The 19,662-nt window shown below is 72.6% G+C and carries 13 protein-coding genes and 1 pseudogene; 3 read left to right on the plus strand and 11 right to left on the minus strand.

The features are described 5' to 3' along the window. Positions 1-94 precede the first annotated feature (94 nt). From ACGFWI_RS00825 to ACGFWI_RS00850, 6 genes are all read right to left on the minus strand, one after another. Positions 95-1,240, minus strand: a complete 1,146-nt coding sequence (locus ACGFWI_RS00825) for a hypothetical protein (protein WP_393903725.1) — start codon at positions 1,238-1,240, stop codon at positions 95-97. Between the two features lie 77 nt (positions 1,241-1,317). Beyond that, the gene (locus ACGFWI_RS00830; RefSeq protein ID WP_393903726.1) at positions 1,318-3,555 is read right to left on the minus strand and encodes a HEAT repeat domain-containing protein; all 2,238 of its coding nucleotides are present in this window, start codon (positions 3,553-3,555) and stop codon (positions 1,318-1,320) included. Positions 3,556-3,587: 32 nt separating this feature from the next. Continuing rightward, on the minus strand, positions 3,588-3,983 hold the full coding sequence (locus ACGFWI_RS00835; protein WP_393903727.1) for a hypothetical protein: 396 nt from the start codon (positions 3,981-3,983) through the stop codon (positions 3,588-3,590). A 273-nt stretch (positions 3,984-4,256) separates the two neighbouring features. Then, on the minus strand, positions 4,257-4,916 hold the full coding sequence (locus ACGFWI_RS00840) for a 4'-phosphopantetheinyl transferase (RefSeq protein WP_393903728.1): 660 nt from the start codon (positions 4,914-4,916) through the stop codon (positions 4,257-4,259). Further along, complete coding sequence (locus tag ACGFWI_RS00845) at positions 4,913-5,866, minus strand: metallophosphoesterase family protein (protein ID WP_393903992.1); 954 nt, start codon at positions 5,864-5,866, stop codon at positions 4,913-4,915. Before ACGFWI_RS00845 ends, ACGFWI_RS00840 begins: the two co-directional genes overlap by 4 nt. Before the next feature lie 62 nt (positions 5,867-5,928). Beyond that, a complete protein-coding gene (locus ACGFWI_RS00850) occupies positions 5,929-7,542 on the minus strand; it encodes a PucR family transcriptional regulator (RefSeq protein WP_393903729.1) in 1,614 nt (537 codons plus the stop codon). A gap of 218 nt (positions 7,543-7,760) precedes the next feature. Between ACGFWI_RS00850 and ACGFWI_RS00855 the strand changes: the two genes are divergently transcribed. Continuing rightward, entirely contained in the window at positions 7,761-8,294 is a 534-nt protein-coding gene (locus tag ACGFWI_RS00855) for a type 1 glutamine amidotransferase domain-containing protein (RefSeq protein ID WP_393903993.1), read from the plus strand. A 19-nt stretch (positions 8,295-8,313) separates the two neighbouring features. On the opposite strand, the gene treZ is transcribed toward ACGFWI_RS00855, so the two are convergent. Beyond that, entirely contained in the window at positions 8,314-10,119 is a 1,806-nt protein-coding gene (gene treZ, locus ACGFWI_RS00860; RefSeq protein WP_393903730.1) for a malto-oligosyltrehalose trehalohydrolase, read from the minus strand. A 197-nt stretch (positions 10,120-10,316) separates the two neighbouring features. On the opposite strand from treZ, the gene ACGFWI_RS00865 reads away from it, so the two are divergent. Further along, complete coding sequence (locus ACGFWI_RS00865) at positions 10,317-10,862, plus strand: FHA domain-containing protein (protein WP_393903731.1); 546 nt, start codon at positions 10,317-10,319, stop codon at positions 10,860-10,862. 11 nt (positions 10,863-10,873) lie between these two features. On the opposite strand, the gene otr(A) is transcribed toward ACGFWI_RS00865, so the two are convergent. The 3 genes and pseudogenes from otr(A) to treY form a co-directional block, all read right to left on the minus strand. Continuing rightward, entirely contained in the window at positions 10,874-12,886 is a 2,013-nt protein-coding gene (otr(A), locus tag ACGFWI_RS00870) for a tetracycline resistance ribosomal protection protein Otr(A) (protein WP_393903732.1), read from the minus strand. A 162-nt stretch (positions 12,887-13,048) separates the two neighbouring features. Continuing rightward, a pseudogene (locus ACGFWI_RS00875) lies at positions 13,049-13,237 on the minus strand (dihydrolipoyl dehydrogenase); the annotation flags it as partial. Positions 13,238-13,319: 82 nt separating this feature from the next. Then, a complete protein-coding gene (treY, locus tag ACGFWI_RS00880; protein WP_393903733.1) occupies positions 13,320-15,779 on the minus strand; it encodes a malto-oligosyltrehalose synthase in 2,460 nt (819 codons plus the stop codon). Between the two features lie 150 nt (positions 15,780-15,929). Between treY and ACGFWI_RS00885 the strand changes: the two genes are divergently transcribed. Further along, a complete protein-coding gene (locus tag ACGFWI_RS00885; RefSeq protein ID WP_393903734.1) occupies positions 15,930-17,294 on the plus strand; it encodes an MFS transporter in 1,365 nt (454 codons plus the stop codon). On the opposite strand, the gene glgX is transcribed toward ACGFWI_RS00885, so the two are convergent. Next, the gene (gene glgX, locus ACGFWI_RS00890) at positions 17,254-19,443 is read right to left on the minus strand and encodes a glycogen debranching protein GlgX (RefSeq protein WP_393903735.1); all 2,190 of its coding nucleotides are present in this window, start codon (positions 19,441-19,443) and stop codon (positions 17,254-17,256) included. The two genes, ACGFWI_RS00885 and glgX, sit on opposite strands and share 41 nt — an antisense overlap. Between the last annotated feature and the right edge of the window lie 219 nt (positions 19,444-19,662).

Here is a 19,662-nt window from a genome sequence, read left to right on the forward strand (position 1 = left end):
CGTGGCGGCTCGGCATCATCCGGTGACGGTGAGGGTGCCCCCACGGAACCGTCCGCGGGACGTGGCGGAGGCCCTGCCATGCTCCTGGGCGTCGTCATCGTCGTTCACCCCCGCCCCGGCCGGTACCGCCGCCCGGTCGCTTGGCCGTGCCACGCACCCGGCTCACGCGCTCCGTCGGTGCCGAGTCCGAGGGCGCCGAACCGGACGAGGGCGGGGCGGCGGACTCGTCCGCGGTGCGTCGCGGGGGGACCGGTTCGTCCTCCGGGGGTGCGGTGTCACGACGCGGTGGTACCACCTCGCCGCGCAGGGCGCCGCGGCTCGGCGACTCATCCTCCTCGGCCCGCCGTTCGGGCTCCGGGCGCTCGGACCTCGGGCCGGCGGCGAGGGCTCCCCTGAGCCGCCCGCGGCGCACTCCGCCGAACGGTCCCTCACCGTCGCCGAGCACGTCCTCGACCACGGCCCGCTCGAGCTCGGTCTGCTCGAAGGGTTCGCGGTGGGCGTCACCGCGCTCCAGCACCATCCGCATGGCTTGGAGACGTGCCTCCCGCTTCTCGGTCTCGCCCTTCTCGATCCAGGCGAGTGCGGCGCGAGGCCCTTCCCTTTCCATGATCTCGGCGATGATTCCTTCGACACCATCGTCCCGGATCATGTCCAGGTGGCGCGTGCGCCGCATCCCGTCCAGCCGGGTCTCCCGTACGACGTCACGGAACTCACGGCCGCTGGCAGCGATCTCGTCCTCGTCCACCAGCAGTTCGACATGCGTGTTGCGCAGCCGTACGGCGGAATCACCGGTGAAGTCGCGGACCGCACGGTTCAGTGCCTCCTCCGCCTCGTGGAACTCCCCGATGTCGTACTCACGCGATACCCGGCGCAGCATCCTGCGGAGGTGGCCGTACAGCGCGCCGCTCATGTCCCGGATGCCGCGTGCCACCACCTCGGCGGGGTCGGCGACCCGGCACACCACGTCCACCCGGCTGCGGAAGGAGAACGTGGCATCCCTGCTGAGCAGCGCGATGTCCAGGATGAGCCGGTGCTCGGTCAGGTCCACCGTGAAGACGCTCTGGTAGGTGCCGAAGCGGGCATCGGGAATCTCCTCGCCGGGACGCACCGTCAGCGCGACACCGCTGTCCGGTACCAGCACCAGTGCCCTCCCCGGGGCGGGCGGCCGCAGCGGATTCAACAATCGCCATCGGGGCACCGTCTGGCTGTCCAGCACGGGGTCGTAGGTCAGCTCCTCCACCGTTCTCCTCCGCTGCGTTGTACGGGTTGCCCTGTACGTGATCGAGGGCTTCCCCTGCGGTCTGCGCCCGCGATCGGTCAAGCCGCCCGTTCCACGGCGCGGCGCAGAGCCGCGGCGTGGCGAGAGGGCCGCTCCCGGTCGTTCGCCCACTTCTCCAGCCACCACAGGAGCCGTTCACGGTGCTTGCCGGGCCGGTGTGAGATGTCCACCAGCAGGTCACGGATCTCGTCCAGGGAACCGGGGCAGCGGTCGGCGTAGTCGTCGATCCACCTGTGGAGCGCCTCGAGGGCCGTGTCCTGGACCGGTTTGCGGGCCAGCGCCCGCGCCCACAGCTCAGCGAGCCGCGTGCGTTGGGAGGGCAGCAGGCTGAGCAGCAGGGGCACCCCGGCCACGGCGCCGTCCACGGTCCCGGTGGCGTCCCGTGCGGTCTCCTCGTACGGGTGGGAGGCCGCGAAGACGAACGCCGACAGTGTCTTGACCACCATGGGCGAGAGATCTTGCGGGGCGGACCAGTCGAGGTACGCCTCCAGCACATGACCGGCCCGGCCTTGGTGGAGAAGGTGCACACCACCCCATGCGACGGGCGTGAGGGTGCCCCAGTCGTCCTTGCGGTCGAGGGCGTCGTGCAGCACGTCCAGTGCGCGCTCGGGTGTGGCCCTGCCGAGCAGGCCGGCGACGGCATTGGCCGCCGTGCCGGCCAGCCTGCGTTCGTACGCGGAGGACCCCCCGCGCGCCCAGGCATGCAGCAGGTTCCACACCGGCTCGGCCGCTTCCGGCCTGCTGCCGGCCAGGCCGAGTGCGGTCGCCGCGGCCTGCCGTACCGGCCAAGAGGTGCTGCCCGCCCAGCTCTTCAGGAAGCGGTGCACTGCGTAGTCGTGATCGGCCCAGGCCAGTACGCCGGCAGCGACAGCGGCCCGCGCCCGCACCTCGAGGTCGGGATGGGTGAGTAGGCGGCGCAGCCAGGCGAGTACGGCCTCACGGCGCCCGTCGAGGGTCGTCCAGGCGTAGGCGAGCACCACCTGCCGCAGCAGCGAGCTGCGAAACCGTACGCGCGGAGGTCCCGCCGGCATGCTCCGCTCGGTGAAGGTCAGCTCGATCCAGGGCTGTTCATATCCGAGGCGGTCGCGAAAGCGGACATCCGGTGGCGCGTCGCCGGCGGGGGCGAGGGCGTTGCGCAGCGCCATGGCGGCCTCCGAGACCGTGAGGTAGCTGCTGTCCTCCAGCACGGCTGCGGCCAGGGCGAATCCGATGGCCTCCGGCTCATGGTGGAGGCTGAACCATGCGTGTACCTGGTCGCTCGGGTCCCGCAATGCGGCGACTTCGGCCATCAGATCTCCCTCAGCCGTGATGACCGAGGCCAGCCGGGCGGCGTGCCGGGCAGAGGGGCGCTCGCGCAGGGCGGTTGTCGCACCGGCCGTGTCGAGCAGGGCGTGCAGCTCTTCTTCCTTCCCGGGCTCGGGGCCGTGCCCGAGTACCCGGCGTTTCACCAGAGCCACCGGGTCGACACCGGACAGGTGATGCCAGGCCACCCCATCGGTGCCGGAGGCGGCGACGGCGAGTTCATGACCGCCGACCAGCACCAGATGACCCCGTGCGGCCCGGAGCCCGGCCACGGCTGCGGCCAGTCCGCGGAGAGTGGCCGGCCCGAACGCTTCGGCGCCCGCCGGGCCGTCGTCGAGAACGGCGAGGAAGCCGCTGTTCTTGGCAGGCGGCTCCCAGCCGGGTGCGGCGATCATCGTCGGGTCGAGGATGCGGTGACAGGCACCGCCGCTCGTGCCGCTGATGGCCATCGCCTCCGCGAGGAGATTCACGGCGGCAGCTTCGCGACCGCTGCCCGGCGGCCCGGTCAATACCAGAAGATGGCGCTCGCGCAGGAGGTCCAGCGCTTCGTCGTACGAGTCGGGATGGATGTACAGCTCGGTGTATTCGGAGAGTTCGGCGTCATCGAGGGCGATCGTGGCGGGTCCGCCCGACGCCCGGGCTCCGCTGCGGCCCCCGGTGACAAAGCCGCCACCGAAACTGACGGAATCATTGAAGAGAGCCAGCGTGCCGATCCGGGTTCCGGCGGCGTCGGCGTTGAGGCGCTCGGCGATGAGGTCGGCGATGGCGCCCGCCCGCACCGCCTCGGAGCGCTCCGTATCGTCCTGGCCTCCGCCGTTCACCAGCAAATGCAGCGCCTGCGATTCGCTGACCGGGCCGTCGCTCTCCGCGTCGTGCCGTTCGGGCGCGGAGGGTGCGCGGTCGTGTGCGGGGTCTGAGGCGTCGCCCGTCCCGGCGCCGTGCGGAGCGTCGCCCGCCGGTGCTTCCTCACTCATGATGTCGAACTTTCGTGCCGGCCCGGATGGCTTCAGGAGATGTTCCAGTCGCCCTGGATCTCGACCTTTTCGTTGAATACCTGAGCGTTCTTGATCAGGGCCGCGTTCACCTGTGCCGTGCCGCCGTGAGCCGCCACCGCCTCATCGACCTGTCGGCGGATCTCGGACTCGAAGTCGCGGTCACGGAGCATGTGGGCCAGCAGCAGGCGCTGCAACTGTTCCTGTGCCGCGGTGTCATCCGGGCTCTGCTCCACCCGGTCGAGTGCGTCCACCGCCTCGCCGTCGCCCCGGAAGCGGGCACGCACCCGCTCGATCAGCCTCGCGCCGCCGCTCCATCCGGACCGGCCGGCTTCCTGGCCGGCGGACTCCAACGCACCCTTGACCACCAGCGCGACCGCGGCGGCTGCGGCAGCAGTGACCGGATCCATGTTTCCCCCTTGCACCCACGGATTTTCGCCAACGCTAGCTGTCCCGGGTGCCGTTGTCGCACCCTGCCGGAGAATGTCCGGAAGTTGCTCTACTGCGAGGTCAATGGCCCTGTTCTCGTGGGGTTCCCGCCCGCATCGCCGCAGTTTGTTCCTCCACTTTCGGCCACTACGGGTGAGGTGTTGACGGAGAGAGGGAAGGGCAACTCCCGGACGGTCCGGCCGCGCGCTGTTCAGGGGTGAGGACCCGCCGCACCCCTCTCACGCCTCACCGCCTCACACCCGAACCACGATCCCCGTCACCACCAACCCCGCCCCCACGAGCCACCGGCCGCTGAATTCGGTGAGTTCCGTGCCGTCGACCACGGGTCCCGGGACGAGGAGGCGGGCGGTGAAGGTGGCGTTCGACGGGTCGAGGGTGAGGAGGGCCTCCTCGAAGTCGAGCCAGCGGTGGGTGAGGGGGTACCACGCCTTGTAGACGGACTCCTTTGCGCTGAACACCAGGCGGTCCCAGCAGATGTCGGGCTGTGCGGCGGCCAGTCGGCGCAGCTGGGCGCGCTCCTCGGGGAGGGTGATGAGGTCGACGACGCCGGGGTCGTTCACGGGCAGGTGGGGTTCGGCGTCCAGGCCGATCGTCCGTACGTCGGCCGAGCGGGCCACGGCGGCGGCGCGGTAGCCGGCGCAGTGCGTCATGGCGCCGACGATGCCCGGCGGCCACTGCGGCTCCCGGCCCGGGCCGGGGAGCAGGGGCGCGGGGGCGATGCCCAGTTCGGCCAGGGCGCTGCGGGCGCAGCCGCGTACGGTGCCGAACTCCTTCTGCCGCTGGGGCACGGCGTCGGAGACCAGTGCCCACTCCTCGGGAAACATCTCGGACACCGGGGCGTCGTGGAAGGCCTCGGCGGTGACGACGGGGGCCGGCAGCAGCTTGTCGATCATGCGGGGGTCCCGGTGGTTCCGGCGGCGACGGTGGCCGGCGCGGGCAGGATCTGTACCGGGCGGCCGGGTGCGGAGGCGCGGCGCTGCCACTCCCGGGGATAGCCGAGCGAGACCTCCTGGTGGGGTACGCCGTCGCAGATCAGCAGCCGCGGGATGTGGAGATGGCCGTAGACCACCGCGGCGGCACGGAACCGGTGCGGCCAGTCGGCGGTCGCCTCCGTACCGCACCACAGCGCGAAATCCGGGTACCACAGGGGCCGGGTCGGCTCGCGCACCACCGGCCAGTGGTTGACGAGCACCGTGGGCAACTCCTCCGGCAGGGCGGCGAGTCTGGCCTCGGTGGCGGCCACCCGTGCCCGGCACCACGCCTCCCGCGACGGGTACGGGTCCGGGTGCAGGAAGTGCTCGTCGGTGCACACCACTCCGGCCTCCTCGGCCCGGGCGAGCGCCTCTTCCTTGGACGCCGCTCCCGGCTGCCGGAAGGTGTAGTCGTAGAGGAGGAAGAGCGGTGCGATGACGGCCGGGCCGCCGGTGCCCTCCCAGACGGGATAGGGGTCCTCGGGGGTGAGGACGCCCAACTCCCGGCAGATCTCCACCAGATGCTCATAGCGCGCCACCCCGCGCAGCTGCACCGGGTCGTGGTCCGGCGTCCACAGCTCGTGATTGCCGGGCACCCACACCACCTTGGCGAACCGGCTGCTGAGCCGGGTGAGCGCCCAGCGGATGTCGGAGACGCATTCGCCGACGTCGCCGGCGACCAGCAGCCAGTCCTCGTCGGACTCCGGCCTTAACCCCTCGACGATGTCGCGGTTCTCCCGGTAGCGGACGTGCAGATCGCTGACGGCCACCAGGGTGCCGCGCCCGCCGCCGCGCGGGGAACCGGGAGCGGACGCGGGCGTGGGGGCGGGGCCGGCGGCGCCGGGCGTGAGGGTGCGGATCTCGTAGGTCACCATCGAAGTAAAGACGGTGCGGGGGAGAGAGTGAAGGGCGGCCCGGCAGGCGGGGCGTCATGTCACCGGCCTGGCGGTGGGGGAGCCGGCCGGCCGCCGGGGCCGGTGGCGGGAGCGCCGCCGCGGCGGATGCGGGTGGCCAGCCAGAGGTCGAAGCGGTCGTCGGGGTCGTCGAGGCGGCGGCCGGTGAGGTCCATGGCCTTGTCGAGGCGGTTGCGTACGGTGTGCCGGTGGACGCCGAGGTGCCGGCTGGTGGCGTCCCAGGCGCCGCCGGTCTCCAGCCAGGCCGCGAGGGTGGCGATCAGCTCCTCGCCGTTGTCCGCGAGATCGAGCGGGCCGAGCACGGTGTCGGCGTACCCGTGCAGCGTGCTGCGGTCGCCCAGGTCGAGCAGCAGCCGGCTGGCCTGGCTCTGCCGGGCCTCCGCGGGCTCGCCGCCCGACCGGCTGACGGCGAGCAGTCCGGCCGCCTGGCGCAGGGACACCCGTACCGCTTCGGGAGCGGTGGCCGGGCCGATGCCGGCCGGGCAGCGCGGGGCGAAGCGGGCGAGCACTTCGCGGATGTCCAGCTCCTCGCCCACCACCGCCTCGATGACCGCGCCCGGCGCCCCGTCCACGACCCTGACCAGGCCGCCGGGCATCGCCAGCGCCAGATCGGCGGCCATCTCCTGCGCGGCGCCGTCCGCCGCCCCGGCCCCGGATTCCGAGGGACCGGCTGCGGTACGGCCCCCCGGGGCCGCTGCCGCCTCCACCACGACCCCCCGCACCCGCTCGGCCGTCAGTCCGACCGACTGCAGCATGTCCCGGGCCCGGTCGGCGGACGGATCCTCGTCGGCCAGCAGCTCCGACAGCAGCGCCGACCGGCGGCGGCGCTCGGGCTCATCGCGGAGATGGCGGCGCTCCAGCTCCAGGGAGAGCAGCGAGACCAGGCCGGGTACGACCGAACGGGCGGCGTCGTCCGGCCGGCCGGTGAGCAGCAGCAGCCCGCGCAGCCGCCGCGCGCCCAGCGGCTGCACCTCCAGCTGCTGCCCCGCGGCCGTGCTGGACGCGCTGCCGCGCAGTCCGCGCGCGGCGACCCGTTCGAGCAGATCGTGCGCCTGCGCCGGTAGGGTCCGCCGCTCGCGCTCGCTCGTGGCGAGCAGCCGCCCGAGCGGGTCGAGCACCGCAGCGCCCACGCCGGTGGCGGCCGTCCACTCCGACAGCATCGGCCGCAGCCCATCACCGGTCGCCGCGGCCGTCAGCCGGCGCTGGGTCGCGAACGCCCGGTGCAGCAGCTCGCGCTGTTCGTCGGCCCGTGCGTCGAAGACCGCCTTGGTGACGGCGATGAACGGCACCTCGTCCGGCACCGTCAGCAGCGGCAGGCCGGCCTCCTCAGCCGCCCTCACCAGCGGCTCCGGCGCCTCCTGGTACGGCAGTCCCTGCCCCAGCCCGAGCGCCAGACAGGCCGCCCCGCCCTCGGCCGCGTCCCGGACGTACGCCCGGCAGGCGGCCGGCTCCATCGGCAGCAACAGGCCGATGGTCATGAGGAGTTCGCCGCCCTGCAGCCACTTGCCCGGCGTCGGCAGATCCGAGACCGTCGCCGCTTCGATGGTGCGGGCCAGCTGCTGCGGCGGCACGTCGTAGGTGACCGACAGCCGGAGATCGGGTCGGGCCAGCAGGTCGGAGAGATGCAGGGGCATGGACACAGTGTCCATCACCTGTCGATGGAGTGGACGATCGGGCGAGCGGGGCAGACGGCGGCCGTGGGCCTTGCGGCGGCTGTGGGGGGGCGCTGTCCCGGCCGGTCCGCGGGGCCGGGTTCTGCGGATGAGTGAAAGCCCTTCGGCCCGTTATGGTCGAGAGGTGCGGGAGTGGGGCTCTTCCTCACTTCTCGACCCGATGAAGGGACGTGAGTGCAGTGCAGACGGCGTTTCTGGTGGCTGCCGAGGGCATCGAAGAGGTCGAGCTGACCCGGCCGTGGCAGGCGGTGACCGACGCGAGCGGCGGCCCGACGCTGGTCTCCACCCGCGCGGGAAAGGTGCAGGCGTTCCACCACCTCGACAAGGCGGACACCTTCCCCGTCGATCTGACGGTGAACGAGGCCACCGCGGCGGACTTCGACGGACTGGTGCTGCCGGGCGGGGTGGCCAACCCGGACGCACTGCGCCTGGACGAGCGGGCCGTCGCGTTCGTCAAGTCGTTCTTCGACGCCGGGAAGCCGGTGGCGGCCATCTGCCACGCACCGTGGACGCTCATCGAGGCGGATGTGGTGCGCGGCCGCACGCTGACCTCCTGGCCGAGCCTGCGGACCGACCTCCGCAACGCGGGCGCCACCTGGGTCGACGAACAGGTCAAGATCTGCACCAGCGGACCGAACACCCTGATCACCAGCCGGAAGCCGGCCGATCTGGAGGCCTTCTGCGCGGCGTTCATCTCGGAGTTCTCGCACTGAGGCCCCGCGGCCGCCCGCCCTACGGCCCGAGCACCACCGCCGACTCCGGTGGCAGCCGCAGCACGCCGTCCGCCCCGGGAAGCCGGGCCGCGGGCCAGCCCGCCAGGGCCTGCAGCCCGGCTCCGCCGCCCGGACCGCCACCGTTCCTGTCTGCGCCGTCGCCGCCGACCGGAATGGCGGCCGTGGTCTCCCGCGCGAGATTGACCGCCACCCGTAGCGGCCCGCGCCGCAGCAGGAGCCAGCGGGCCTGCTCGTCGTAGCGGACACCGGTGTGGCGCGGGTCCGGGTCCGTCAGCGGCGGCAGCTCGTGGCGCAGCGCCAGCAGCGTACGGTGCCAGGCCAGCAGCGCGGTGTGCGGCTCCACGGCGGGCTCGCTCCAGTCCAGCACGCAGCGGTCGCGGGTCGCCGGGTCTTGCGGATCCGGCCAGTCGCCGGCGTGACCGGCCCACTCGTGCGCGGCGAACTCGCGACGCCGCCCGGCGCGTACCGCCTCCGCCAGTTCCGGATCCGTGTGAGCGGTGAAGTACTGCCACGGGGTGGTGGCGCCCCACTCCTCGCCCATGAACAGCATCGGTGTGAACGGCGCGCACAGCACCAGCGTGGCGGCGCAGGCGAGCAGCCCCGGGGAGAGCCCGGCCGCGAGCCGGTCGCCGAGCGCGCGGTTGCCGATCTGATCGTGCGTCTGGGCGTAGGCGAGCAGCCGGTAGGCGGGCGTCACCCGCAGGTCGAGGGGCGCGCCGTGCGTCTCGCCGCGGAAGCTGGAATAGCTCCCGTCGTGGAAGAAGCCGCCGGTCAGCGTCTTTGCGAGAGCGGCGAGCGGGGCGCGCGCGAAGTCGGCGTAGTAGCCCTGGGATTCGCCGGTGAGCGCGGTGTGCAGGGCGTGATGGAAGTCGTCGTTCCACTGCGCGTGCAGACCGTGTCCGCCGTCCGTCCGGGGTGCGGTGGTGCGCGGATCGTTGAGGTCGGACTCGGCGACCAGGAACAGCGGGCGCCCCAGCTGCCCGGCCAGCGCGTCGACGGCGGCGGACAATGCGGCCAGGAAGTGCGGGGTGCCGTCGTCGTGCAGCGCATGGACGGCGTCCAGCCGCAGCCCGTCGAGCCGGTAGTCACGTAGCCAGGAGAGCGCGCAGTCGAGGAGATAGCCGCGCACCTCGTCGCTGCCGGGGGCGTCAAGGTTGACCGCCGCGCCCCACGGCGTGTGGTGGGTGTCGGTGAAGTACGGCCCGAACTCCGGGAGATGGTTGCCGGACGGGCCGAGGTGGTTGTGCACCACATCGAGCACGACCCCCAGCCCGTGGCCGTGCGCCGCGTCCACGAACCGCTTGAGCCCGTCCGGCCCCCCGTACGGTTCGTGCACCGCCCAGGGCGCGACCCCGTCGTAGCCCCACCCGTGGCTGCCGGGGAACGGGCAGACCGGCATCAGGGAGACATGGGTGACGCCCAGGTCGGCGAGGTGCCGCAGCCGCGCGGCCGCGGCGTCGAAGGTGCCCTCGGGGGTGTACGTCCCGATGTGCAGCTCGTAGAGGACCGCGCCGGGCAGTGGGCGGCCGGGCCATGGATGCCGCCACCCGAACCGGTCGTGCTCGACGACCGCACCGGGGCCGCCTGGGCCCTCCGGCAGCCGCACGGCGCGCGGATCGGGCAGCGGCGGCCCGCCGTCGAGCCGGAAGCCGTACCGGTCCCCGTCGACGGCCGGTGCCTCGGTACGCCACCGGCCCGCGCGTCCGGCAGCGGGCTCCAGCGGGACTTCCGGTTCACCGGCCCGCTCACCCGCCCACTGGAGAGCGACCCGCCCGGCCTTCGGTGCCCACACCTCGAACAGCACGGCCGTCCTCCTTCGTTCGGTCCCGGTACCTGACGAAGAAAGCATGCTGCCGCGCCGCCCGACAGCCCGGCGCGGCGACACGGGCCGGCTTCACGCCATCCCGGTGAGCCGTTCCGGCGCGCCCGCGGGCCCGCCCGCACCGTCCCGCGCACCTACCTTGCCTGGACAGCGGCTCGCGGTGGCCGGAGAATCGCGGTATGACTTCGCTCGAGTTCCCCGCGCGTCCGGCGCGCCCGTCGGACGCCGACCGGGAACGCGCCCTCGACCTGCTGCGCGACGGTGCGGCGCAGGGACGGCTCTCCCAGGACACCTTCCTGCGGCGCCTGGAACTCGTCCTCACCGCCCAGCAGCAGTCCGAACTCGACCTGGTCACAGCTGACTTGGCGGCTCGCGGCAAGGTCCAGGGAGTCATGCTGCGGATGGTGGGCCGGGTGTCGGCGTTCCACCTCAGGGTGCGCCGCGCATGGCGTATGGAGCGGCTGCCGAAGCTGCTGCTGCCGGAGCCCGGCCCGCTCCCGCTGCGCATAGGACGGGCGCCCGGCATGGGCCTGCGGCTCAACCACGAGACGGTCTCCCGCGCCCACGCCGAACTCCGCAGCGCGAGCAAGGGATGGCTGCTCCGCGACCTCGGCTCCACCAACGGCACCTGCGTCAACGGCCGCCGTGTGGTGGGCGAGGTGCCGGTCGGCCCCGGCGACCACATCACCTTCGGCCGGGTGGATTACGTCCTGACGGAGCGCTGAGCGGGCGGTCCTCATACGGACCCGTCCCGTGGCGGCGGCGACGCCGCACCGTCCTCCGGCACCGGCTCCCGCCCGGCATCCCGCACCGGCCGGTCCCCCGACGGACGGGACGTCCACACCCCTTCCCCATGCGTCAGACCGGGCAACAGTCCCTGGAATTCAGGTACATGGCGGGCCGGCAGGAAACCGCTGACCAGCCAGGAGTGCCGCCCTCCGGTGGTCTCGGCGAAGGCGGCGCCCAGCGCCGCGAGGCGGGCGGTCACCGGCGCCAGCGCGGCGAGCGGGACATCGGCCTCGAAGGAGTGGCAGGGCTCGTGGACCCGGGTGCCGGCCCGGTGCAGCGCCCGCCGCAGTACGACGGGGGTGACCGTACGGAAATCCCCGGCGGTGCTGAGCGGGCCGACGAAGCCGGAACGGGTCAGCACCACCCGGCAGTCCGTCACCGCCAGCCCGTGCGGTCCGCGCCGCAGGGTCGCCAGCACGGTCTCCTCGATCGCCTGGTGGAATCCGTGCGGCAGGGCGTCCAGTTCGGTCTCGTACGTGAAGACCGGGCCGGAGCCCCGGGCGCCCGGCTCGACGCGGAGGCCGACCGTGGCCCAGGGCCCGGTGTGGCCGTGCCTGGCGATCTCCTCGCAGGCCTCGCCGATCCCGCACGGCCGCTCGACACACACCACCCGGCTGGGCGCGAACTCGGCCTCGATGCCGTGCTCCTGGTACAAGGTGGCCGCAATGATCTCCTTCTGCACCTCGCCGTGCAGCAGCACCGAGGTCGCGCCGTCCGGCGCGGGGCGCGCCCGCAGCAGCGGGTCCTGGTCGGCGAGCGTCAGCAGCGCGGCGCGCAGCGCGGCGGCGTGCGCCGGACGGCGGGCCCGGACCAGGGTTTCGAGGGTGGGGGAGGGGAACAGGGCGCTGTCTGCGGGGTCATCGGTGGCCGGTCCGAGACGGTCGCCGGTCCGGATGCCGGGCAGCCCGCGGACCACCCCGATATTGCCCGGGGTGAGCGGCCCGCCGTCGCCGGGCGGCCGGCCGACGACTTCGAGAGCGGTGATCCGTCCGGTCAGGGACCCGTCGGTGCCGTCCGCCCCGGGCCGGTGCAGTTCGATCTGCCGGCGTGGCCGCAACTCGCCCTCGTAGAGCCGGATATGGGCCGTCCGCTCGCCGTTCGGCGGCTGATGGACGGCGAAGACCGTGCCCCGGGGAGCGGTGCCCGTGCCGGCCGGCGCCGGCGGGATCAGCCGGACCATGCCGTCGATGAGTGCGCCGACGCCCTGACCGCCGAGCGCGGAGCCGAAGTACACCGGGTGCAGCGAGCCGTCGGCGGTCCGGGCGGCGAGCGCCTTGCGGAGCCGGTCCGCGGTCAGCCCCGGCCCTTCCGGCTCCGTGCCGCCATGACCCCGGCCGTGGGTTCCGGGGGCGATACCCACCAGCTGGGCCAGCACCGACTCGTCCACCTCGGCCACCGTTTCGGCGATCCGCTCGCGGACCCGGGGGTCCTCCAGGGCGTACGGCACCGCGTCGGCCTGCGCGGTGCCGAGGCCGGTCACGGACGTCATCGGGACGGCGGCCGGCGCCAGCAGCCGGCGGATGTCCGCGAGCAGCGCCTCGTCCCGGGCGCCGACCCGGTCGATCTTGTTGACGAACAGCAGGGTGGGCAGCCGCAGCCGCCGCAGCGTCTTCATCAGTACCCGGGTCCTGGCCTGGACGCCCTCCACCGCGGACAGCAGCAGGACGGCGCCGTCGAGCACCCCCAGCGCGCGCTCGACCTCGGCGATGAAGTCGGAGTGCCCGGGGGTGTCGAGGAGATTGACCTGGACCTCGCCGACGGTGAAGGAGGCGACGGCCGAGCGGATCGTGATGCCGCGCTGCCGCTCCAGCTCGTCGGTGTCCGTCCGGGTGTCACCGGCGTCGACGCTGCCGAGCCGGTCGATGGCACCGGTATCGAAGAGCAGTCGCTCGGTGAGGCTGGTCTTACCCGCGTCGACGTGGGCGAGAATCCCGATGTTCAGGGTGTGCGAAGGAAGCATGGAGAGTGGATTCCTCAAGAACTGTCGTCCGGTCGGGGCGATGAGTAGTTCCGAGGAATCCGCGCATTCCGTGCTCCTGGTTCGGGGAAAATCGGGCGTACGGGGCCATGGTTCGCCGGCGTATACGGCAACGCAACCGAATTAACCGGTCGGGGCGGCCGCTCAGTGCTGATGCAGCCCCCGTCCCGCCAGCGTCAGAAATGCCTCGCCGACCGCCTCCGAGAGCGTCGGGTGCGCATGGATGTGCGCGGCGACATCGGCCGGCTCGGCGTCCCAGGCCACGATCAGCTGGCTCTCCGCGATCATCTCCGAGACATGAGGCCCGACGAGATGGACGCCGAGCACCGCACCGGTGGCCGTGCGGCGGCGGAGTTCACCGAGTTGCTGCGCGCGGCGGGGAACGCGTCCTGTGAGGCGGGTGAATGATGCTGCGTCATTCCTGCACGAACAGCGCCACCGGTGACGCCGCCAGCAGCTCGCTCAGCCCCACCACCGCGCCGCCCGGCAGCTTGCGGCCGGTCAGCCGCTCGTGCCAGGAGCCGCCCGGCGGCAGCCGCAGCAGGGTGTCCCACCAGCCGCCGGTCTCCACCAGCCGCAGCGACAGACGGGTCACCACCGTCAGCACCCGGCCGCTGCGGCGGAACGCCACACAGTGCTCGGCCGCCGGGCCCTCCGCATACACCGGCTCGTACGACGCCGTGGCGCCGAACCACTGGGGATGGTCGCGCCGCAGCCGCAGCGCCGTGGCGGTCAGCCGGAGCTTTTCGGCGGACAGATCGCGCGGCGCGCTGCCGGCGTCCAGCTCGGCCAGCAGCTCCGGGACGAAGTGGGCCGGCCCCCTGTTGTCCGGGTCGACCAGTGCGGCATAGGCGCGTTCGGTGCCCTGATAGAGGTCGGGAACGCCCGGCATGGTCAGATGCAGCAGCGCCGCGCCCAGCACATTGGCGCGGATGAACGGGGCGAGTTCCCCGTCCAGCGCGGCGAGCGGGGCGGCTGTGGGACCGCACGGTCCATTGCGTACGAACTCCGCGACCGCCTCCTCGTAGCCCGCGTTCCGCTCCGTCCACGAGGTGCGCAGCCCGGCCTCCCGTACGGCCTTGAGGACCGCGGGCGCCACTCGTTCCGCCGCGGTTCCGTCGCCGGGCGCCCCCAGGCCGAACGCGGTCTGCCAGGCCAGCCACGACACCATCGGATCCGACGGACCGGCTCCGTTCATGCCACTGGCGCCGACCTCGCACACCGCGCCGTCGGCCATCGCGCCCAGGACGTCCCGCCACCGGTCAGGGCACTCCGACAGCACCGCGATCCGGGCCCGTACGTCGGCGCTGCGTTTGGTGTCGTGCGTGGAGAGCACCGTTCCGGCGGCCGGCCGGTCCCGCTGCACCCGGGCGCAGTGCGCATGGAACGCCTCCGGCGGGAGCGCCGGTTCCCCGGGGGCGCCGCCGACCTCACAGGCCGACAGCAGCACCGGATAGCGGTAGAAGGCGGTGTCCTCCACGGATTTGGCGTGCAGCGCGGACGCGGTCTGCGCGAACCGCGCGGCGAAGTCGGCGCAGTCCGCGCTGTCGTGGTCCTGGTCGTCCGTCAGCCGGCCGAGCGCCAGATCGTGGATCAGATCCACCGCCCGCCCCTCCTCGGGCACCCGGAAGGCGGTACGCGCCCCCGCCGCAGCCGTGCCCAGCATCGCCGCATCCCGCTCGGCCTGCCCGGTATCGGCGGCGTACGGGCGGTACACCGGCAGCCGCACCATCAGCTCACGGATGGCGTGGCGCAGCGCCCACGCCGCATGGTCGCCCGGTTCGGGGACGCGCGCGCTGATGCGGGCCGCGGTCCGCACCAGCCGCTCGACCTCGGCCGAGAGATCGTGCGTGATGACCTCGTACGCGGCCCGGCGCACCGTCTCCTCCCAGTCGCCGCCCTCGTCGGCGAGCGGGGTGACGAAGTCCCGGTAGTGCGAGAACAGCCGTCCGGCGCCCTGCGGGCAGACGAACAGGCCGTCGATGTGCCGCAGGGCGTCATAGCCCGTGGTGCCCGCACAGGCCCAGCTCTGCGGCAGCTGTTCGTCGCCGGTGAGGATCTTCTCGACGACCGTCCAGCGGCCTCCGGTCCCCTCGTGCAGCCGGGCCAGATAGCCGCGCGGGTCCACCAGGCCGTCCGGATGGTCGATGCGCAGCCCGTCGATGACGCCCTCGCGGATCAGCCGCAGCACCGTGGCATGGGTCGCCTCGAAGACCTCGGGGTCCTCGGCGCGGACCGCGATCAGCTCCGAAATGGTGAAGAAACGGCGGTAGTTGAGCTCGCTGCGGGCCAGCCGCCACCAGGCGAGGCGGTACCACTGGGCCTCCAGGAGGCGCGTCAGCGGCAGCCCCTCCGTACCGGGACGCAGTGGGAAGGCGTGCTCCTGATAGCGCAGCACCTCGCCCTCGATGCGGAAGTGCCGCGCCTCGTCGCCGAGCCGGCCGCCGAGCACCGGCAGCAGCAGCCGGCCGCCGTGTCCGGCGTCCCAGTCGATGTCGAACCACCGCGCGTACGGGGACGACGGGCCGTCGCGCAGCACCTGCCACAGCGGCCCGTTCAGCGACACCGGCTCGGGCACGGCCATATGGTTCGGCACGAAGTCCACGACCAGCCCGAGGCCGTGCGACCGGGCCGTCGCCGCCAGCGCCCGCAGCCCCGGCTCGCCGCCCAGCTCGGCCCGTACCGCCGCATGATCGACCACGTCATAGCCGTGGGGGGATCCCGGCACCGCCTCCAGCACCGGCGAGAGATGCAGATGGGAGATCCCGAGCGCGGCCAGATGCGGGACGGCCCGCTCGGCGGCGGCGAACGGAAAGTCCGGCTGGAGCTGCAGCCGGTAGGTGGCGGTCGGCGACGTACTCGGTGGCTGCGTCATGGGAACACCCGTACCCCGCTGACGGCCCGTTGTGTCCTCCCGCCCGGCATTGGTGTCGTCCCTTCCTCCAAGGGATCGGTCCGTGCGGCCGCAGACCTTCGTACGTCCGGTGTGTGGGGTGCGCGGACCGTGCCCGGATAGCGTCTGGCGATGATCGCTGCCATGGCCACCTATCGCCGGGTGCTCGCACTGAGCGGGCCGATGCTGCCCGTCATCTCCTTCCTCGGCAGGCTCCCCACGGCCATGTGCCAGCTCGGCAGTCTGCTGCTGGTGGCGCGGACGAGCGGCTCGCTGGCCACCGCGGGTCTGGTGGGCGGTGCGCTGGCGGCGGGTCAGACGGTGGGCGGGCCGCTGCTGGGCCGGCTCGCCGACCGGCACGGGCAGCGGCCGGTGGTGCTGGCCGCCTGCTGGTTCGATGCGTTCGCCGTGGCCGCGCTGGTGGCCGCCGCCCTCGCCCGGACCGAGGCGCTGCCGCTCGCGCTGATCGGGCTGCTCGCCGGTGCCGGGGTACCGCAGATCGGGCCGCTGGCCCGCACCCGGCTCGTGGCGCTCGCCCGTCGCGCACGGGCCGACGAGCCCCTGATCAACACCGCGCTGTCCTTCGAAGGCACCCTGGACGAGATGTCGTTCGTGCTCGGCCCGGCGCTGGTGGGACTGTCCGCCACGGTGGCCCACCCGGCCGTGGCGCTCGCCCTGGCCGCGCTGCTGCTCGCGGTCTGCGGCTCGGCCTTCGCGCTGCATCCGACGGCGGCGGTGCTGCATCCGACGGTGGCGGTGCCGCACCCGGCGGCCAAGGTGCGGCACCCGGCGGCCGGGGCGCCGGTGCCCACGAGCGAGGCGCCGCGGGCCACCGCCCCCTCGACCGCCCCCGCGACCGACGGCCCCCGTGCCAGGACCCCCGGCGCCCGGCCGATCCGCCCCCGGATGCCCCGCGCGGTGCACGGCATGCGCGCCTCGATGGCGCTGCAGGGCGTTCTCTTCGGCGCCTGCCAGGCCGGCATCACCGCGCTCACCGAACGCCTCCACCAGCCCGACCAGGCTGGACTCGTCTACGCCGCGATGGGGGTGATGAGCGCGGTCGCCGGACTCTCACTGGCGCTGGTCCCCGCCCGGATCGCGCTGCCGACGCGCTGGCGGGCGGCCGCCGCCGCGCTGATCGTGCTGTCCGTGCCGCTGCTGTTCGTACGGACCCTGGGGGCGCTCTATCCGGTCGTCGTGGTGCTCGGGGTGGCCATTGCCCCGCATCTGATCACGCTCTTCAGTCTCACCGAACGGCTGGTGCCGGCCGGCCGGCTGGCCGAATCGATGGCGTTCCTCACCAGCGCGGTGGTCGGCGGCCAGGCGCTGTCCCTGGCCGCCGCCGGCCGGCTCGCCGAGGCCCACGGCCCCTCCGCCGCCTTCGCCGTCGCCGTCGGGGCCGCTGTCCTGATCCTCAGTATCGCCCTCGGCTCCCCGGTCCGGCGGCCCGCCGCCACTACGCCGGCCGCTGCAGCACCAGCAGGCTCCGGCCGATGAGCGTCAGCCGGTCGCCGGCCTTGACCTTGGCGCCGCCGCCGTCCGCCACCGCCTGCGGCCGGTCGGTGTCCACCACGATCTGCCACTGCCGGCCGAGATGCTCCGGAACCCTGAACTCCTGTTCCTGGTCATGGGCGTTGAACATCAGCAGGAACGAGTCGTCGGTGATCGGTTCACCCCGGGGACCCGGTTCGGAGATCGAGCTGCCGTTGAGGAACACCGCCAGCGACTTGGCATGCACCGACTGCCAGTCGCGCGGCCCCATCTCCTCGCCGCCCGCCGTGAACCACGCGATGTCGGACAGCTCGTCGTGGGTGCCCTCCATCGGGTGCCCCTGGAAGAACCGCCGGCGCCGGAACACCGGATGGTCGCGCCGCAGCCACACCATCTGCCGGACGAACGCCAGCAGCGCCAACTGCTCCTCGTCCGCCACCGACGCCTCGTCCGCCTCGTCCGGTGCGCCGGGCCCGGCCGGTGCGCCCGCGCCCCCGGCGGGGACCGGCTCCGGCCAGCGCACCCACGACAGCTCGTTGTCCTGGCAGTAGGCGTTGTTGTTGCCGCCCTGGCTGCGCCCGAACTCGTCCCCGTGGCTGAGCATCGGCACGCCCTGCGACAGCATCAGCGTGGCGAGGAAGTTGCGCATCTGCCGCGCCCGCAGCCGGCGCACCCCGGGATCGTCGGCCGGCCCCTCGGCGCCGCAGTTCCAGGACCGGTTGAAGCGCTCGCCGTCCCGGTTGTCCTCGCCGTTGGCCTCGTTGTGCTTCTCGTTGTACGCGACCAGATCGTGCAGCGTGAAGCCGTCATGGCAGGTCACGAAGTTCACCGAGGCCAGCGGCCGCCGCCCGTCCTCCTGGTAGAGGTCCGACGAACCCGTCAGCCGGGACCCGAACTCCGCCAGGGTGCGCGGTTCACCCCGCCACAGATCCCGCACGGTGTCCCGGTACTTCCCGTTCCACTCGGTCCACAGCGGCGGGAAGTTCCCCACCTGATAGCCGCCCTCGCCGACGTCCCACGGCTCGGCGATCAGCTTCACCTGGCTGACGACCGGGTCCTGGTGCACCAGATCGAAGAACGACGACAGCCGGTCCACCTCGTGGAACTGCCGGGCCAGCGTCGCCGCCAGATCGAAGCGGAAGCCGTCCACCCGCATCTCCTGCACCCAGTAGCGCAGCGAGTCCATCACCAGCTGCAGCACATGGGGGCTGCGCATCAGCAGCGAATTCCCGGTGCCCGTGGTGTCCATGTAGTACTGCTTGTCCTCCGACAGGCGGTAGTACGAGGCGTTGTCCAGCCCCCGGAACGACAGCGTCGGCCCCAGATGGCTGCCCTCGGCGGTGTGGTTGTAGACGACATCGAGAATCACCTCGATACCGGCCTGGTGCAGCGCCCGTACCGCCGTCTTGAACTCCAGCACCTGCTGCCCGCGGTCGCCCCAGGACGCATAGGCGTTGTGCGGGGCGAAGAATCCGATGGTGTTGTAGCCCCAGTAGTTCGTCAGCCCCGCGTCCACCAGCCGGTGGTCCTGGACGAACTGATGCACCGGCATCAGTTCCAGCGCGGTCACCCCGAGCTTGGTCAGATGGTCGATGATCGCCGGATGCGCCAGCGCCGCATAGGTGCCGCGCAGCTCCTCGGGGAGCTCCGGATGGCGCATCGTCAGACCCTTGACATGGGCCTCGTAGAGCACCGTCTCGTGATACGCGGTGCGCGGCGGACGGTCGTCCCCCCAGTCGAAGTACGGGTTGACCACGACCGACGCCATGGTGTGCGGCGCCGAGTCCAGGTCGTTGCGGACCTCGGGGCGTCCGAAGTGGTAGCCGTAGACGGCCTCGTCCCAGTCGATCCGGCCGCTCATGGCCCGTGCGTACGGATCGAGCAGCAGCTTTGCCGAATTGCAGCGCTGCCCCCGTTCCGGTTCGTACGGACCGTGCACCCGGAAGCCGTAACGCTGCCCCGGCATCACCCCCGGAAGAAACGCGTGCCGCACATTGGCGTCGCTCTCACGCAGCTCGACGGCGGTCTCCGAACCGTCGTCGTGCAGCAGACACAGTTCGATGCGCTTCGCGGCTTCGGAGAACACCGCGAAGTTGGTGCCCGCCCCGTCATAGGTGGCACCCAGCGGATACATCTGTCCCGGCCAGACCTGCATGGGTAGACTCTTCCACTTTCTTCTCGGGCGCTGCGGCGACTCCACGACACGCATTTGCGGAACAGATCGAAATCTTTCCCCAATTTTTCGCAACTTCTCGCACACAGAGGGCTTTTCGCGGGATCTCCGCTCAATGGTGGGCAACCTGTCGCGATGTCGGATCGTCCTACTGGTCGTCCTACTGGAGGACGGACGGGGGGATCCGACATGCGTGTCACG

The sequence above is a fragment of the Streptomyces sp. NPDC048434 genome (assembly GCF_043200375.1).
Lineage (GTDB): Bacteria > Actinomycetota > Actinomycetes > Streptomycetales > Streptomycetaceae > Streptomyces.

Excerpts from the sequence above, each read along its gene's own strand:
- treY (WP_393903733.1), bottom strand. The coding sequence starts at position 15,779 with ATGACGCAGCCACCGAGTACGTCGCCGACCGCCACCTACCGGCTGCAG.
- ACGFWI_RS00840 (WP_393903728.1), bottom strand. The coding sequence starts at position 4,916 with ATGATCGACAAGCTGCTGCCGGCCCCCGTCGTCACCGCCGAGGCCTTC.
- ACGFWI_RS00850 (WP_393903729.1), bottom strand. The coding sequence starts at position 7,542 with ATGCCCCTGCATCTCTCCGACCTGCTGGCCCGACCCGATCTCCGGCTG.
- ACGFWI_RS00835 (WP_393903727.1), bottom strand. The coding sequence starts at position 3,983 with ATGGATCCGGTCACTGCTGCCGCAGCCGCCGCGGTCGCGCTGGTGGTC.
- ACGFWI_RS00865 (WP_393903731.1), top strand. The coding sequence starts at position 10,317 with ATGACTTCGCTCGAGTTCCCCGCGCGTCCGGCGCGCCCGTCGGACGCC.
- ACGFWI_RS00885 (WP_393903734.1), top strand. The coding sequence starts at position 15,930 with ATGATCGCTGCCATGGCCACCTATCGCCGGGTGCTCGCACTGAGCGGG.
- glgX (WP_393903735.1), bottom strand. The coding sequence starts at position 19,443 with ATGCAGGTCTGGCCGGGACAGATGTATCCGCTGGGTGCCACCTATGAC.
- ACGFWI_RS00830 (WP_393903726.1), bottom strand. The coding sequence starts at position 3,555 with ATGAGTGAGGAAGCACCGGCGGGCGACGCTCCGCACGGCGCCGGGACG.